The organism is Amycolatopsis acidicola, from assembly GCF_007713735.2.
In the GTDB taxonomy this organism is placed as follows: Bacteria; Actinomycetota; Actinomycetes; order Mycobacteriales; family Pseudonocardiaceae; genus Amycolatopsis_E; species Amycolatopsis_E acidicola.
This window is the reverse complement of the sequence record NZ_VMNW02000013.1, coordinates 22,644-37,966: the sequence shown is the minus strand read 5'-3', so window position 1 is coordinate 37,966 and position 15,323 is coordinate 22,644. Positions and strand designations below refer to the sequence as shown.

The following is a 15,323-nucleotide window of genomic DNA, read 5'->3' as shown; positions in this document are numbered from 1 at the left end:
AATGGTGGCTACGCGCAGATCCTTCCTCGCCGGAGGACTCGCCCTCGGTCTGCTGACCGCTTGCGGCACAACGGATTCCTCGTCCTCGGGCGGTGGCGCCTGGTCGTTCACCGACGACCTCGGCAAGAAAACCGAACTGCCGCAACGGCCCGCGCGCGTCGCCGGGCTGAACGACGCCATCGCTTCGCTGTGGAACTACGGCGTCGTGCCGGTCGCGTCGTTCGGCTACACCGGGCTGGCCGAAGACGTGAACTTCCAGGGCAAGGACCTGAGCAAGGTCAAGGAGGTCGGCCGCACCTACGGCGAGATCGACATCGAAGCGCTCGCGGCCGCGAAGCCGGACGTGATCGTCACGCACGCGTACCCCGTCGACAGCGCCGGCACGCTCAGCCCCGACAAGGCGTTGTACGGCTTCAAGGATGTCAGCCAGCAGCAGGCCGTCGCGGAGATCGCGCCGATCATCGCGCTGAAGATGGCGGGTTCGGCGACCGGCGTCGTCCAGCGCACGGTCGAACTCGCCACCGCGATCGGCGCCACCCCGACCGCCCAGCAGGACTACGCCTCCGCGCAGACCAGGCTGAAAACCGCTGCCGCCAAGGGACTTTCGGTGATGGCCATCGCCGCGTACCCGGCCGACGGCGTCTACATCGCGAAGGCCGCGGACGACCCCGCCCTGCGCAGCTACACCGAACTCGGGCTCACCTACCCCGCTCCCGGTGGTTCGGCCTACTACTGGGAAACGGTCAGCTGGGAGAACATCGGCAAGTACAGCACCGATGTCGTGCTGTACTCCCTGCGCGCGATGAACCGCGACGACCTGCTCAAACAGGCCACGTTCGCCCGGCTGCCCGCGGCCACGGCGGGGCAGGTCTTCCCGTGGGAGTTCTCGTCGATGGACTACGTCGCGCAGGCCCGCACGCTCAACGACCTCGCCGGTCACCTGGAGGGCTCCCGCAAGGTCACCTAGCCCACCCGCCAGCCCGACCACCGCCCCTGTCGGGCGCGCTTCGCGCGACTAGCCTTACCGGCATGACAGCAACCGTGCAGAACGTGGTCACGTCCGGGGTCTTCGAACTGGACGGCGGCAGCTGGGACGTGGACAACAACGTGTGGGTCATCGGTGACGACCGGGAGGTCTTCGTCATCGACGCGGCGCACGACGCGGACGTCATCGCGGACGTGGTCGGCGAGCGCACGCTGCGGGCGATCGTCTGCACCCACGCGCACAACGACCACGTCAACGCCGCGCCGGCGCTCGCCGAGCGCACGGGGGCGCCGATCCTGCTGCACCCGGACGACCGCGTGCTGTGGGACCTGACCCACCCGGAGCGCGCCCCGGACGGCGAACTCGCCGACGGGCAGGTGCTCACCATCGCGGGCACCGACCTGACCGTGCTGCACACACCCGGTCACGCTCCGGGCGCGGTCTGCTTGTACGCCAAGGATCTCGGCGTCGTGTTCACCGGGGACACGCTCTTCCACGGCGGCCCCGGCGCCACCGGACGGTCCTATTCGGACTATCCGACGATCGTCCGGTCCATCCGGGAGAAGCTGTTCGCCCTGCCGGAGTCCACGCGGGTCAACACCGGCCACGGCGAGTCGACCACACTGGCCGCGGAGAAGGAGAACGTCACCGGCTGAGGCCGAGCCGCGGCGCCGCCCCGGCGGCGCCAGCGCGGACCCAGTGGACGAGCCCCTCGACGTCGATGCCGTGCGGCGCCTCCGCGGCGTACGGCTCGATGGCGTCGGCTCCGCGGGTGAGCAAGGACACCGCGCCCTTCTCGTTCCCGCGCGCGGCGTGCGTCATCCCGACAGCCAGCTGCGCGAGGCCCTTCCACAGCCCCCGCTCGGGCCCGTCCGAGGACTTCCAGGCGTCCTCGAACACCTCGTGCGCGTGGAACGGCTTGCCCTCGTCAAGCAGCCGTTGCGCCTCCTGAACCGTCTCCTGCGGCGTCCGCACGACACCCTCGGGCTGACGCGCCACCCCGGCTGAGCCGTACGGCAGCGGCCGTCCCAGCCCGTCCCTCGGACGAGCGTTCCTGGCCCGTCCCTCGGTGTCTCGATCCCGCTCGGCCATGTGCCCATCATGACGTATCCTGGGTTCTCGTGCGCTTCCTCGATGGCCACCGGCCCGCCCACGACCTCACCTACGACGACGTGTTCCTCGTGCCGAACCGTTCGGACGTGGAGTCCCGGTTCGACGTGGACCTGTCCACAGTGGATGGCACCGGGACCACGATTCCCATCGTGGTGGCCAACATGACGGCCGTCGCCGGCCGCCGGATGGCCGAGACGGTCGCCCGCCGCGGCGGGCTCGTCGTGCTCCCCCAGGACGTGGACCCGGCGGCGGTCGCCGAGATCGTCGCCTGGGTCAAGCAGCGGCACACGGTGTGGGACACCCCGCTGGTGCTGACCGGGAACGACGCGGTGGCCGACGCGCTCAACCTGGTCGGCAAGCGCGCGCACGGCGCCGTCGTGATCGTCGACGGCGAGGGCAGGCCCACCGGCGTGGTGGACGAAAACGATTGCGCCGGGGTGGACAGGTTCGCCAGGCTGGCCGAGGTCGCCGCCCCGGCCGGGGTCACGGCCCCGCTGGACACCCCAGCCCGCGAGATCTTCGAACGCCTGCACGCCGCCGGGTCGCGGCTCGCGCTGGGCGTGGACGGTGACGGCAGGCTCGCAGGCGTCCTCACACCCACGGCCGCGCTGCGCGCCGACATCTACCGCCCGGCGGTCGACGACGCCGGAAAGCTGCGCGTCGCCGCCGCGATCGGCGTGAACGGCGACGTCGCGAAGAAGGCCGAGGCCGTACTGGCCGCGGGCGTGGACGTGCTGGTCGTGGACACGGCGCACGGCCACCAGGAAAAGATGATCGCCGCGCTCAAGGCCGTGCGCTCGGTCTCGCCGAAGGTGCCGGTGGTCGCGGGCAACGTCGTGACGGCCGAAGGCACGCGGGACCTCATCGCGGCAGGCGCGGACGTGGTGAAGGTCGGCGTCGGCCCTGGCGCGATGTGCACCACCCGGATGATGACCGGCGTCGGCCGCCCGCAGTTCTCGGCGGTCGCCGAATGCGCCGCGGCCGCCCGCGAGCTGGGCAAGCACGTGTGGGCCGACGGCGGCGTCCGGCATCCGCGCGACATCGCGCTGGCGCTGGCCGCGGGCGCGTCCGCCGCGATGGTCGGTTCGTGGTTCGCGGGCACGCACGAATCGCCGGGCGACCTCCGCTACGACGAGAACGGCCGCCCGTACAAGGAATCCTTCGGTATGGCGTCGAAACGCGCCGTCGCCGGCCGGACACGCACCGACAACGTTTTCGAGCGCGCCAGGAAGGCCCTGTTCGAGGAGGGCATCTCGTCCTCGCGGATGCTGCTCGACCCGGCAAGGCCCGGCGTGGAGGACCTCCTGGACTCGATCTGCTCGGGCGTGCGGTCCTCGTTCACGTACGCGGGTGCGCGCGGGATCAAGGAGTTCTCCGAGCGCGCCGTGCTGGGAGTCCAGTCCGCGGCCGGGTTCGCGGAGGGACGGCCGCTGCCGTCCGGGTGGTGACGCCGTTTTTCCCTGACCGAGAAATCGGCGGAAAAGAATCGCGGCCGCGCTTACGCTGAATAACGTGACCGACGCAGTCGTGGTGACCGATCTGGTCAAACGCTATCGGAAAAACGCCCCGCCCGCGGTGGACGGGCTGAGTTTCTCGGTGCCGCCGGGCGAGGTGTTCGGCCTGCTCGGCCCGAACGGCGCGGGCAAGACGACCACGGTCGGAGTGCTCACCACCAGGGTGCTGGCCACGTCGGGAAAGGCGCTGGTGTACGGCGTCGACGTGCGCCGATCGGCCAGCCAGGCGCGGCAACTGCTGGCCGTGGTCCCACAACGGAACAATCTGGACCGTTCGCTCGATATCCGGCAGAATCTGATCTTCCACGCGATCTACCACGGCGTCGGCCGGGCCGAACGCAATCGCCGGGCGGACGAAATCCTCGGCAGGATGGGCCTCGCCGATCAGGCCAAGGCGCGGCTGGACTTCGTTTCCGGCGGGCAGTCCCAGCGCGTGATGATCGCGCGGGCGCTGATGCACCAACCGAAGGTGCTGTTCCTCGACGAGCCGTCCACAGGCCTGGACCCGCAAGCCCGGCTGTTCGTGCACGAGCGGGTCGCGGAGCTGAAGGACGACGGGGTCACGGTCGTGCTGACCACGCACGACATGGACGAAGCGGCCAAACTGTGCGACAGGGTCGGCATCGTCGACCACGGCAAGCTGCTGGCGCTCGACACGCCGGAGGCGCTCACCCGCTCGCTGCCGGGCAGCACCACGCTGAGCGTCACGGTGCTCACCGGCGGCCATTCGCCGGAACGGATCAGCGAGGCACTGTCCACAGTGGATGACGTCGAACGGGTCGAGCGGATAGCGAAGAACCCCGGTCTGTCCACTTCGGACGTCGAGCAGTTCCGGCTGTACACCGCGCACGAGCCCGCGGTCGTGCTTCCGCTGGCGCTCAAGACGTTGACGGCATTGGGTTGCGACGTAACGGATCTGGCGATCGGCACACCCAGCCTGGAGGACGTGTTCATCCACCTCACCGGAAGGGAACTGCGATGACCGCCGCCGTCGACCTGCCCGGGGCGGGCCCAGCCGTCGCGGCGAGGACGTTCTTCGCCGTGCTGTGGCGGGACACCTTCGTCACCGGGCGCGAACTGCTGCCGTTCCTCGCGCAGGTGGTGATCCAGCCGTTCTTCATGCTGTTCATCTTCGGCAAGGTGCTCACCGGGATCGGCTACGTGCAGGGCGATTTCGCGCAGATCCTGCTGCCGGGGATGGTCGCGCTCACCGGGTTCCTGACGGCGCTGCAGAACACCACGATGCCGCTGATCCTGGACTTCTCGTGGACCCGCGAGATCGAGGACAGACTGCTCGCCCCGATGCCGATCCCCTTGGTGGCACTGGAAAAGATGGTGTTCGGCGCGTTGCGCGGGATCGTCGCCGCGCTGCTGATCATCCCGATCGGCTTCCTGATCCTCGACGGCATCCACTGGCCTGCCTCGGCCTGGCCGGGTGTCGTGGGCCTGATCGTGCTGGGCTCGCTCGCGGGTGCGGCGATCGGGATGACGGTGGGCACGCTGGTCAACCCGCGGCGGATCCAGATCATGTTCGCCGTGGTGCTGATGCCGTTGATGTTCACCGGATCCACGCAGTTCCCGTGGCACGGGCTCACGCACCTGCGGTGGTTCCAGGTGATCTGCGCGCTGAACCCGCTGACATACGTGAGCGAAGGCATGCGCGCGCTGCTGCTGCCCGGCGAGATCCAGTCGATCCCGTTGTGGATCGACCTGCCGGTGATCCTGGTGTCGTTCGCCGTGTTCGCCGGGATCGGCATCAAGGGTTTCCTGCGCCGCTCCATCGACTGAGCACGGAAGCCCGCCCCGGGCCTGGGCCCGGGACGGGCGGCGCGCCTTATCCGTGGTCCTCCAGCATTTCCGTCACCAGCGCCGCGATCGGCGAACGCTCCGAGCGGGTCAGCGTGACGTGGGCGAACAACGGGTGCCCCTTCAGCTTCTCGATCACCGCCGAGACGCCGTCGTGCCTGCCGACGCGGAGGTTGTCACGCTGGGCGACGTCGTGGGTGAGCACCACCCGCGAAGCCGTGCCCAGACGGGAAAGCACCGTCAGCAGCACGTTGCGCTCCAGCGACTGCGCCTCGTCCACGATCACGAACGCGTCGTGCAGCGAGCGGCCGCGGATGTGGGTCAGCGGCAGGACTTCCAGCATCCCGCGGTCGAAGACCTCGTCGAGAACCTCCTGGCTGACCAGCGCGCCGAGGGTGTCGAACACCGCCTGCGCCCACGGCTGCATCTTCTCGCTCTCGGAACCGGGCAGATAGCCCAGATCCTGCCCGCCGACCGCGTAGACGGGGCGGAACACCACGACCTTGCGGTGCTCGCGCCGCTCCATCACCGACTCCAGGCCGGCGCACAGCGCCAGCGCGGACTTGCCGGTACCCGCCCGGCCGCCGAGCGAGACGATGCCGACTTCGGGGTCCAGCAACAGGTCCAGCGCGATGCGCTGCTCGGCCGAACGACCGTGGAGGCCGAAGGCTTCCTTGTCGCCGCGCACGAGCCGCACCTTCTTGTCCGGCGTGACCCGGCCCAGCGCGCTCGAACTGCCGGACAGCAGCCGGACACCGGTGTGACACGGCGACTCGCCCAGCTCGGGCTGGCCGAACTCGGCGACGTCGACCGTGCCGTTCGCGAACAGCGCGTCGATCGCCTCCTGCGGCACGTCGACGTCGGCCATCCCTGTCCAGCCCGAGGGCGTCACGTCCTGTGCGCGGTACTCGTCGGCGTCCAGGCCGACCGCGCCGGCCTTGACCCGCAACGGAATGTCCTTGGTGACCAGCGTCACAGTCTTGCGCTCGACGGCGAGGTTGAGCGCGCAGGCCAGGATCCGGTGGTCGTTGGAATCCGTCCGGAACCCCGGCGGTAGCACTGTCGGATCCGAGTGGTTCAGCTCCACGTGCAGGGTGCCGTCCTGGTCCCCGATCGGGACCGGCGCGTCCAGCCTGCCGTAGGTCCGCCGCAGGTCGTCCAGTAAGCGCAGGGACTCCCGCGCGAACCAGCCGAGCTCCGGGTGGTGCCGCTTCGCCTCCAGTTCGCTGATCACGACCAGTGGCAGGACCACTGCGTGCTCGGCGAACCTGGTGACCGCCCACGGGTCGGACAGCAGGACCGACGTGTCGAGCACGTAGGTGTGCCGCTGGGATTCAGGGGATAGCGGGCCAGCCGCTGATTCTCCAGCGCCCTCCGCGCTGGTCGAGGCCTTCCGGGGCGAACGCTGCGCAGTCACGACGGCATCTCCCTCAGTGGGCGTGGCACCCACGCCCGCACTCGCTGGGCCGGGCCGCCCTGGCTTGTCCGTTTCCGCTGACGCCGGTTACGTCAGTCGGGCGCGGCCAAGAAGGCCGGGTGCCGGCCCCCTTGTGCGTTTCGCGAACGACGCCGCGGCTACTACCGCCGCCGTTCCCTCAACTACCGCCACGTCCAGGGCCTCCCGCGATGTTCCGCAAGGTCACGGTCCATCACTTCGGAAGTTACCTGCGATTCGCCGATCTTGCAGGCAGCCAGCCAGGTGATTCGCGAAGATGTCATCTCACCGTCGGTAGAAACATCCCCACAGCGCGTGCATCTACCGTGGGTGTCAATTACCGAATCGGCGGTGCCGCCAGGCGTAGTCACGCAGGGCACGGAGGAAATCGACCCTGCGGAAGGCGGGCCAGTAGGCCTCGGTGAACCAGAACTCCGAGTGCGCGGACTGCCAGAGCAGGAAGCCGGACAGGCGCTGTTCGCCGGAGGTCCGGATGATGAGATCCGGATCGGGCTGGCCCGAGGTGTAGAGGTGCTCGGAGATGTGGTCCACGTCGAGGATCTTCGCCAGCTCGCGGATCGACGTGCCCTCGTCGGCGTGCTGCAGGAGGAGCTTCTTCACCGCGTCCGCGATCTCCTGGCGGCCGCCGTACCCGACGGCGATGTTGACCTCCATGCCGTCGCGGCCCTCGGTGCGCGCCGCCGCGGCCTTGAGGCTGCGGGCCATCTCCGCCGGGAGCAGCTCCAGCGCGCCGACCATGCGCAGCCGCCAGGGGTTCTCCGGCGCGGCCAGCTCGTCCACCACGTCGACGATGATCTTCAGCAGCGGCACGACCTCTTCCTGGGCGCGGCCGAGGTTGTCCGTCGACAGCAGCCACAGCGTGACCACCTCGACGTCCGCCTCGCGGCACCAGGACAGGAAGTCCGCGATCTTCTTCGCCCCGGCGCGGTGCCCGTCGGCCACGTCGGTGAAGCCGGCTTCCCGCGCCCAGCGGCGGTTGCCGTCGAGCATGATCGCGACGTGCCGGGGATGGCGTCCGGCGGCTTGCTGGATGAGCCTGCGGCCGTAGACGGTGTAAGCGATGCGGGAACCGATAGAGCGAAGACTCACGTCGGCCAAGCGTACGCACTCGGCTGTGTGACCGTGGTTCCGGCCACGGACACTGGCGGAAAACCTACGGTCCCGTAACCTTGACTCGTGAGCGTCGCGACCGAGAACCCCGTGGTTGACACCCGCCCGCGACTTCGCGGTCATATCCACTTCTGGTCGTTCTTCGGCGCCCTGGTCGGCGCGGCGACACTCGTCGTGCTCGCGGCCACCACGGTCTCCGGCGAGGCCGCACTGGCCACGGCGATCTATGGGGCGACCGTGATGGGCGTGTTCGGCGTGAGCGCGCTGTACCACCGGCGGCTGTGGAGCCCGCGCGCCTACCAGTGGATGAAGCGCGCCGACCACTCGATGATCTTTTTGTTCATCGCCGGCACGTACACCCCGTTCACGCTGCTGTCGATGTCGAAGCCGACCGGGTACGTGATCCTGGGCGTCGTGTGGGGCGGCGCGGTGCTGGGTGTCGCGCTGAAGATGCTGTGGCCGAAGGCGCCGCGCTGGCTCGGCGTGCCGATCTACATCGCACTCGGCTGGGTGGCGATCTTCGTCCTGCCCGAACTGGCCCGGCACGCGGGCGTCGCGGCGCTCGTGCTGCTGCTGGTGGGTGGCCTGTTCTACACGATGGGCGCCGTGTTCTACGGCGTGCGCTGGCCCAACCACTGGCCGGACACCTTCGGCTACCACGAGTTCTTCCACGCGTGCACAGTGCTGGCGGCGATCTCGCACTACATCGCGATCTGGTTGGCCTTGTACGCCTAGCGCCCGAGTTGGCCGCCCCCGCGCGCGAGTTGGCCACCCCCGTTCACGAATTGGCCACCCCCGCGCGCGAGTTGGCCCGTGGCGGCGACCCGCGTGGCCGCGCAGGTTTCCAGAACGCCACCCGACTGCGGCCCGGGCAGCCCTCAGCCGAGCATCTCCGCGCGTAGGAATGGCTCCGGGATCGCGAAGGCGTCCACCAGCAGCCGCGCGTCCGGGCGTAGCTTCGCGCAGAGCTCGTTCACTGCCGCGATCACCGACTTCGCCCGGGACGCCGTCAGACGGCCGTGTTCCAGGAACCACGCGCGGTCCTCTTCGAGGTTCGACAGCACATACAAGTCGCACAGCTGGTTCAGCACCCCGCGCGCCTCGTCGTCCTCGCAGCGCTCGATCGCGGCGACGAAAGCTTCCAGCACAACCCTGTCGACGTGCACCCGCGCCGCGCTGAGCACATGGTCCTGCGCATCGTTGAAAGCCTCGAACGGATCCCCTTCCGCGGCACGGCGAAGCCGCCGCGCACAGCCCTCCAGCACATGCTTCTCGCGGTCCTCGAACAACGCGACCTGCCAGCCGCGGTCGAACAGCACCCCGTCATCGTCACGGCCGGGCGCCGCGTCGACGAGTCGTTCGATCACCTTGCGCGCGGCCGTCCGCTCGATCACGGTCTCCACCACCTGCTCCGCCACGAACCGCGCCATCGCGAGCGGGCTCAGGTCCGAGAAGTGGTCCCGATAGTTCGTCAGCAGGCCCTTCGCGACCAGCTGCAACAACACCGTGTTGTCGCCCTCGAAAGTGGTGAACACGTCGGTGTCCGCCTTGAGCACCGTCAACACGTTCGCCGCGAGATATCCCGCGCCACCACAGGCTTCCCGCGCCGTCTGGATCGTCTTCGTCGCATGCCAGGTGGCCATCGCCTTGATGCCGGCGGCACGCGACTCCAGCTCCCGCTGACTGTGCTCGTCGACCTCCTCCTCGGCACTCTGGATCTCGTGCAGCTTCCGGACGAGCTCCTCCTGCGCGAAGTGCAGCGCGTACGTCTTGGCGATCGCGGGCAGCAGTTTCCTTTGGTGCGCACGGTAATCCAGCACGACGACCTCTTCCGCGTCGCCGGGCGCGTTGAACTGCCGACGCTGCTCGCCATACCGGACAGCCAAAGCCAGCGCACGTTCCGCGGCGCTCGTGGCCGCGCCCGCGACGCTGATCCGGCCGCGGATCAGCGTGCCCAGCATCGTGAAGAAACGCCGCCCGTCGCTCTCGATCGGACTCGAGTAGGTGCCGTCCTCGGCCACGTCGCCGTACCGGTTGAGCAGCGCCTCCCGCGGCACGCGCACGGAACGGAACGTCAGCCGCCCATTGTCGACCCCGTTCAAACCACCCTTGCGCCCGCAGTCGCCGATCTCCACGCCCGGCAGCGGCTCACCCAGCTCGTTGCGGATCGGGACCAGAAACGCATGCACACCACGGCTTTCACCACCGGTGACGAGCTGCGCGAACACCACGGCCATCCGCCCGTCACGCGCCGCGTTCCCGATGTAGTCCTTGCGGGCCGAGGGATCCGGGGTGTCGATGACGAACTGGCGCGTCTCCGGGTCGTACGTCGCCGTGGTGCGCAGGTGCTGCACGTCCGAGCCGTGCCCGGTCTCGGTCATCGCGAAACACCCCGGCAGGTCGAGGTCCATGATCCGCGACAGGTACCGCTCGTGGTGCTGCTTCGTGCCGAGCAGCTGCACCGCCCCGCCGAACAACCCCCACTGAACCCCGGACTTGACCATCAGCGACAGGTCACCGAGCCCGAGCAGCTCGAACGAGACGACCGAACCGCCGATGTCCCCACCACCGCCGTACTCGCGGGCGAACCCGAGCCGCGGCTGCCCCGTCTTTGCCAGCTTGTGCAACTGGTCCAGCACCCAGACCCGGTAGTCCTCGGTGCTCAGGTCACGCGGCTCGTCGTAGGCGTTCTCGCTGAGCTGCTTGCGGACTTCCCGCCGCAGCTCAGCCCACTGTCCATCCAGAACGACCGTCAGCGCCTCAGGGTTCATGCCCCAAGTTTCGCGCAACCAGGCGGAGTCCGCACGGTTCAGCCGAGGTCGGGACCCTTCGCCCGCAGATCGTCCACTTTGGACATCGCGTCCCGCAGCCCGGTCAGCCACTCCTCCGCGTGCTCGCCGACCAGCCGGACCGCCCAGGCCAGCGCCTCCGACCGCGACCGCGCCACGCCCGAATCGACCAGCGTGTCCAGCACCCGCCGCTCCGGCTGGCGCAACCGCGTCATCACCGGCACCGACAAGGTGGTGAACAGCTCGGTGGTCTCACCGATCCGCGCGCCCCAGGCGACCTTGCGCTGGTAGCGATGTTCGGCCTGCCGGGCGATTTCGATGCGCTGGTCCCTGGTGTCCTCCCGGAACCGGCTGATCCGCCCGGACTCGGCGGCGGCACGGGCCGCGTCGTCGGCGAACTCCTCGGTCAGCGCGGGCAGCGTGCCGACGACGAGGATCTCCTCGCGGTCGACGGTGATCTCCGGCGCTTCGGTGAACCACTCGTCGGGCAGGCGTCCGGTGAACCAGCCCGCGGCGTCGTCGGCGGACGGCACCTCGTTCTGCTGCCAGCCGCCGCGTCCCTTCCAGCCTCGTCCGTGCGTGCGCATTCCGACCTCCGCGATTACATGATTACATCGCTACACACGCTACGCCGATTTCAAGCAGCCGAGCCCACTGTTTGCCGAGGGCGAAACCTAGCGGGCCAGCGCCGCTTCCAGCTGGTCAGCGGTGGTGACAGGGCGTTCGCAGACGTAGCCGCGGCACACGTAAGCGGCCGCCGCGCCTTCGACGAGCGGGCGGTCCGCGAGCAGCGGCACCGTCTCCGGCTGCCCCGCGAGCACGACACCGCCGCCGTGCACGAGCTGCGCCGCCGTGGTCCGCAGTTCGGCCCACGACTCCGGATCCAGCCCGACCACGGCCACCTGGATCGGCCCGGACGCCAGCGCCTCCGCCACCGACAACCAGTTCCCGGCGAACCGGGGCACCTTCGCGGCGAGCCTGCCGACCCGGCTCACCGCGCTCTCGGCGGCCTCGCGATACCGGGACGCACGCTCAGGCCCGACGAGTACGGACGCCGTCACCAAGGCCGCCGCGAGCGCCGAAGCGCCCGACGGGCTCGCGTTGTCCCCGGGGTCGGAAGGACGCTGTACCAACGTTTCCGCGTCGTCCGCCGTGTCGTGGTATGCGCCAGGAGTCTCTTCGACGGCAAAGTGCTCCAACGCGATGTCGAGCAATTTCACTGCTTCGTCGAGCCAACGCTGCGCGCCGGTCGCCTGGTGCAGCGCCAAAAGCCCTTCCGCGAAGCACCCGTAGTCCTCGAGCACGCCTGCCGCTTCGCCGACCTCGCCGTTTCGCGAGCTTCGCCGCAGGCGCCCGTCCACGACGTGTACACCGAGGATCGTTTCCGCCGCACGCTCCGCGGCCGCAACCCATTCAGGCTCGTTCAGCGCGACGCCCGCTTCGCAGAGCGCGGTGATCGTCAGACCGTTCCAGGACGCGATCACCTTGTCGTCACGACCGGGCTGCGGCCGCAGGTTCCGCACCGCGAGCAGCAGCCGGCGAACCTGCTCGAACCGCTCGAAATCGTCCGGATCCCGACGCAGCTGCAGCACCGACGTGCCCCGCTCGAAGGTGCCGGACGCCGTCACGCCGAACAGCTCGACGGCCCAATCCCCGTCCGCCCCAAGGACTTCCCGCAACTCCGCCGGCGTCCAGACGTAGGTCAGGCCCTCCTCGCCGTCGGTGTCCGCGTCGAGCGAAGCTGCGAACCCGCCTTGCACCGTCCGCAGCTCACCGAGCAGGAACCCGGCCGTCTCCCGCGCCACCGCGAGCGCACGCGCGGACTCCGTCAAGCGGGCGAGATGCGCGTACACGCGAAGCAGCAAAGCGTTGTCGTACAACATCTTTTCGAAATGCGGCACCACCCACGCGCTGTCCACCGAGTACCGCGCGAAGCCGCCGCCGAGCTGGTCGTACATCCCGCCGCGCGACATCGCCGACGCGCATTCTTCGACCAGGGACAGCGCTTCCGCCGAGCCGGTGCGTTCGTGGTGGCGCAGCAGGAACTCCAGCACCATCGACGGCGGGAACTTCGGCGCACCACCGAAACCGCCGTGCTCGTGGTCGGCCTCCGACGCCACGCTCTTCACCGCCGACTCGAGCACCTCGGCATCGACGGCGGCCTCCGGCAGTGGGCCGGTGCGCTCGGCCAGATGCGCCACGATCTGCCCGGCTCCCTCACGCAGCTCCTCGCGGCGCTCCTGCCACGCCTGCGCGACCGCGACGAGAAGGTGCTGGAACGAGGGCATTCCCGGCCGCGGCTCGGGCGGGTAGTAGGTGCCGCAGTGGAACGGTTCGCCTTCCGGCGTCAGGAAACACGTCATCGGCCAGCCGCCCTGGCCGGTCATCGCCTGGGTGGCGGTCATGTAGACGGCGTCGAGGTCCGGCCGCTCCTCGCGGTCGACCTTGATGTTGACGAAGTTGTCGTTCATCAGCCGGGCCGTTTCGGCGTCCTCGAACGATTCGTGTGCCATCACGTGGCACCAGTGACAGGCCGCGTAGCCGATCGACAACAGGATCGGCACGTCGCGACGTTTGGCCTCGTCGAGCGCTTCGGGGCCCCACTGCCACCAGTCCACCGGGTTGCCGGCGTGCTGGAGCAGGTACGGACTGGTCGCGGTGGCGAGTCGGTTGGCCATGCACCCAGGGTGTCACGGCCCCGCACTCGCCACGCCGCTAGGAGCTTTCGCTCTTCTCCTGTTTCGCGGTGGCCGCCTTCACCTTCGGCTCCTCGGCTTCCGGCTCCGTGGCCTGCTCACCCTCGGCCGAAGCCTGTTCCTCGTCGGCCGGGTCGAAACTCGCCGGAACACGCTTGAGGTGCTTGGTCATCGAGCGGACCAGGAACGCCACCGCGACCAGGAACACCAGCAGCAGCAGGAATCCCACCGGCGAGGACTTGCCGAAGTCCTCGCCCTGGCCGCCGTTGTCGCCGTTGCCCGGCTGCTGCGCCAGCACCAGCGCGGTCGTCGCGACCGGCGCCGCCACCGGCAGCACGAAAGTCATGCCGTCACCTTCTCCCTCACCCCGGCGAACAGATCGTCCTCCGGCAACGTGCTGTCGACAAGGGAGCGGACCAGCTCGTACTCCTCGGTCGGCCACACCCGCCGCTGCATCTCCAGCGGCACGGCGAACCACCGGCTGTTCGGGTCGATCTGGGTGGCGTGCGCCTTCAGCGCCTCATCCCGGACCTCGAAGTAGTCACCGCAGTCGACCCGCGTGGTCACCCGCTCCATCACGTCGGCACGCTCAGGGTCCCACTTCTCCAGCCACTCGCCGTACGGGGAGTCCAGTCCGGCCTCCGTCAGCGCGTCGTGGAACAGCTGCATCTTGGCCCGCGAGAACCCGTGCATGTAGTAGAGCTTCAGCGGCTGCCACGGCTCGCCCGCGTCGGGAAAGCGGTCCGGCTCCGCGGCCGCGTCGAAAGCCGCGACCGACACCTCGTGGCACCGGATGTGGTCGGGGTGCGGGTAGCCGCCGTTCTCGTCGTACGTGAGCACCACGTGCGGGCGGAACTCGCGGATGACCTTCACCAGCTCGTGCACCGGCTCCTCGAGCGGCACCACCGCGAAGCAGCCCTCCGGCAGCGGGGGCAGCGGGTCACCCTCCGGCAGCCCGGAGTCCACGAAGCCCAGCCAGTGGTGCTTGATGCCGAGGATCTTGGCCGCGCGCGCCATCTCCTCGCGGCGGATCTCGCTCATGTTGGCGTGCACCTCGGGCCGGTCCATCGCCGGGTTCAGCACGCTCCCGGCCTCGCCGCCCGTGCAGCTCACGACCATCACTTCGGCGCCATCGGCGACGTACTTCGCCATCGTCGCGGCACCCTTGCTCGACTCGTCGTCCGGATGCGCGTGCACCGCCATCAAGCGAAGGCGCGACCCTGCTTCGGCTGTCCGCTCGTCAGATCCCACCATGCCTGCAACGACCCCTTCTGCACCGCTATTCCGCGCCTGACGGATACTCGACCTGGACCCCATTGTCCCCGGGGGTACGACAAGACCGATCAGGAGGCCCTGTTGAGCACACGCGCGCTGCCGGAAGGCCGATACGGCCCGGTGCGCGCACGCACGCAGAAGCGCTGGCTTCGCCGGCTGTGGACGGCACTCGCGCTGGTGGTCAGCTGCGCCGTCGCGTGGATCGCGTACGTCAATCTCGGCCCGGCGCCGATCGAGGCGGACCGGACGAGCTTCTCCGAGCAGCCCGGCAACGCGATGTCGGTCACCATCAACGTGACCAGGGACGACCCGTCCAAACCCGGCGTCTGCATCGTGAAGCTGCAGGACATCACGGGCGCGGAAAGCGGGCGCAAAGAGGTCTACGTCCCGGCGGGTGACGACCACAGCATGCAAACCACCGTGGTGCGCAGCATCGACCGGCCGGTCACGGCGGACGTGTTCGGTTGCTCCTACGACGTACCAGGGTATTTGTCAAGCAGCTAGCGGCCAACGGGGTGAAACCCGCGCCGAGTGTCCGGGGCCGACCAAAACGGGCGGCCTCCGGCGCTTGCTGCGTGC

General features: G+C 69.3%; 15 protein-coding genes. 7 read left to right on the top strand and 8 right to left on the bottom strand.

The window, feature by feature from the left end:
* The first annotated feature begins 1 nt into the window (after position 1).
* Positions 2-967 (top strand): ABC transporter substrate-binding protein, encoded by a 966-nt coding sequence (locus FPZ12_RS11735; protein WP_144747959.1) that lies wholly within the window; start codon positions 2-4, stop codon positions 965-967.
* A 62-nt stretch (positions 968-1,029) separates the two neighbouring features.
* A complete protein-coding gene (locus FPZ12_RS11730) occupies positions 1,030-1,641 on the top strand; it encodes an MBL fold metallo-hydrolase (RefSeq protein WP_144747960.1) in 612 nt (203 codons plus the stop codon).
* Here the strand turns inward: FPZ12_RS11730 and FPZ12_RS11725 are convergent.
* Positions 1,631-2,077 carry a DUF309 domain-containing protein gene (locus tag FPZ12_RS11725; protein WP_144747961.1) on the bottom strand — a complete coding sequence of 149 codons (447 nt, stop codon included), beginning with the start codon at positions 2,075-2,077 and terminating at the stop codon, positions 1,631-1,633. The genes FPZ12_RS11730 and FPZ12_RS11725 overlap by 11 nt on opposite strands.
* Before the next feature lie 29 nt (positions 2,078-2,106).
* Between FPZ12_RS11725 and guaB1 the strand changes: the two genes are divergently transcribed.
* From guaB1 to FPZ12_RS11710, 3 genes are all read left to right on the top strand, one after another.
* A complete protein-coding gene (gene guaB1 / locus FPZ12_RS11720) occupies positions 2,107-3,546 on the top strand; it encodes a GMP reductase (RefSeq protein WP_144747962.1) in 1,440 nt (479 codons plus the stop codon).
* 64 nt (positions 3,547-3,610) lie between these two features.
* Entirely contained in the window at positions 3,611-4,594 is a 984-nt protein-coding gene (locus FPZ12_RS11715) for an ABC transporter ATP-binding protein (RefSeq protein WP_144747963.1), read from the top strand.
* Entirely contained in the window at positions 4,591-5,400 is an 810-nt protein-coding gene (locus FPZ12_RS11710; RefSeq protein WP_144747964.1) for an ABC transporter permease, read from the top strand. Before FPZ12_RS11715 ends, FPZ12_RS11710 begins: the two co-directional genes overlap by 4 nt.
* 46 nt (positions 5,401-5,446) lie before the next feature.
* Here the strand turns inward: FPZ12_RS11710 and FPZ12_RS11705 are convergent, their stop codons facing one another.
* Both FPZ12_RS11705 and FPZ12_RS11700 read right to left on the bottom strand, forming a co-directional pair.
* On the bottom strand, positions 5,447-6,733 hold the full coding sequence (locus FPZ12_RS11705; protein WP_144747986.1) for an RNA 5'-3' helicase PhoH2: 1,287 nt from the start codon (positions 6,731-6,733) through the stop codon (positions 5,447-5,449).
* Between the two features lie 453 nt (positions 6,734-7,186).
* Positions 7,187-7,963, bottom strand: coding sequence for an isoprenyl transferase (locus FPZ12_RS11700; RefSeq protein ID WP_166462695.1), 777 nt, complete (start codon positions 7,961-7,963; stop codon positions 7,187-7,189).
* An 87-nt stretch (positions 7,964-8,050) separates the two neighbouring features.
* Here FPZ12_RS11700 and trhA point away from each other — a divergent pair, with 87 nt between their 5' ends.
* The gene (gene trhA, locus FPZ12_RS11695) at positions 8,051-8,719 is read left to right on the top strand and encodes a PAQR family membrane homeostasis protein TrhA (RefSeq protein WP_144747966.1); all 669 of its coding nucleotides are present in this window, start codon (positions 8,051-8,053) and stop codon (positions 8,717-8,719) included.
* 143 nt (positions 8,720-8,862) lie between these two features.
* On the opposite strand, the gene FPZ12_RS11690 is transcribed toward trhA, so the two are convergent.
* The 5 genes from FPZ12_RS11690 to mca all read right to left on the bottom strand — a co-directional run bounded on the left by FPZ12_RS11690 (position 8,863) and on the right by mca (position 14,723).
* Positions 8,863-10,755 carry an acyl-CoA dehydrogenase family protein gene (locus FPZ12_RS11690; RefSeq protein WP_144747967.1) on the bottom strand — a complete coding sequence of 631 codons (1,893 nt, stop codon included), beginning with the start codon at positions 10,753-10,755 and terminating at the stop codon, positions 8,863-8,865.
* A gap of 38 nt (positions 10,756-10,793) precedes the next feature.
* Complete coding sequence (locus tag FPZ12_RS11685) at positions 10,794-11,360, bottom strand: hypothetical protein (protein ID WP_144747968.1); 567 nt, start codon at positions 11,358-11,360, stop codon at positions 10,794-10,796.
* A gap of 87 nt (positions 11,361-11,447) precedes the next feature.
* Positions 11,448-13,451 (bottom strand): thioredoxin domain-containing protein, encoded by a 2,004-nt coding sequence (locus FPZ12_RS11680; RefSeq protein ID WP_144747969.1) that lies wholly within the window; start codon positions 13,449-13,451, stop codon positions 11,448-11,450.
* A 37-nt stretch (positions 13,452-13,488) separates the two neighbouring features.
* The gene (locus tag FPZ12_RS11675) at positions 13,489-13,815 is read right to left on the bottom strand and encodes a hypothetical protein (RefSeq protein WP_144747970.1); all 327 of its coding nucleotides are present in this window, start codon (positions 13,813-13,815) and stop codon (positions 13,489-13,491) included.
* On the bottom strand, positions 13,812-14,723 hold the full coding sequence (gene mca, locus FPZ12_RS11670; RefSeq protein ID WP_144747971.1) for a mycothiol conjugate amidase Mca: 912 nt from the start codon (positions 14,721-14,723) through the stop codon (positions 13,812-13,814). Before mca ends, FPZ12_RS11675 begins: the two co-directional genes overlap by 4 nt.
* Positions 14,724-14,825: 102 nt before the next feature.
* Here mca and FPZ12_RS11665 point away from each other — a divergent pair, with 102 nt between their 5' ends.
* Positions 14,826-15,248 (top strand): DUF4307 domain-containing protein, encoded by a 423-nt coding sequence (locus tag FPZ12_RS11665; protein ID WP_243769798.1) that lies wholly within the window; start codon positions 14,826-14,828, stop codon positions 15,246-15,248.
* The last annotated feature ends 75 nt before the right edge of the window (positions 15,249-15,323 follow it).

Coding starts and splice junctions, on each gene's coding strand:
- FPZ12_RS11675 (WP_144747970.1), bottom strand. CDS start 13,815: ATGACTTTCGTGCTGCCGGTGGCGGCGCCGGTCGCGACGACCGCGCTG.
- FPZ12_RS11680 (WP_144747969.1), bottom strand. CDS start 13,451: ATGGCCAACCGACTCGCCACCGCGACCAGTCCGTACCTGCTCCAGCAC.
- FPZ12_RS11730 (WP_144747960.1), top strand. CDS start 1,030: ATGACAGCAACCGTGCAGAACGTGGTCACGTCCGGGGTCTTCGAACTG.
- FPZ12_RS11725 (WP_144747961.1), bottom strand. CDS start 2,077: ATGGCCGAGCGGGATCGAGACACCGAGGGACGGGCCAGGAACGCTCGT.
- mca (WP_144747971.1), bottom strand. CDS start 14,723: ATGGTGGGATCTGACGAGCGGACAGCCGAAGCAGGGTCGCGCCTTCGC.
- FPZ12_RS11735 (WP_144747959.1), top strand. CDS start 2: ATGGTGGCTACGCGCAGATCCTTCCTCGCCGGAGGACTCGCCCTCGGT.
- FPZ12_RS11685 (WP_144747968.1), bottom strand. CDS start 11,360: ATGCGCACGCACGGACGAGGCTGGAAGGGACGCGGCGGCTGGCAGCAG.
- FPZ12_RS11710 (WP_144747964.1), top strand. CDS start 4,591: ATGACCGCCGCCGTCGACCTGCCCGGGGCGGGCCCAGCCGTCGCGGCG.
- FPZ12_RS11690 (WP_144747967.1), bottom strand. CDS start 10,755: ATGAACCCTGAGGCGCTGACGGTCGTTCTGGATGGACAGTGGGCTGAG.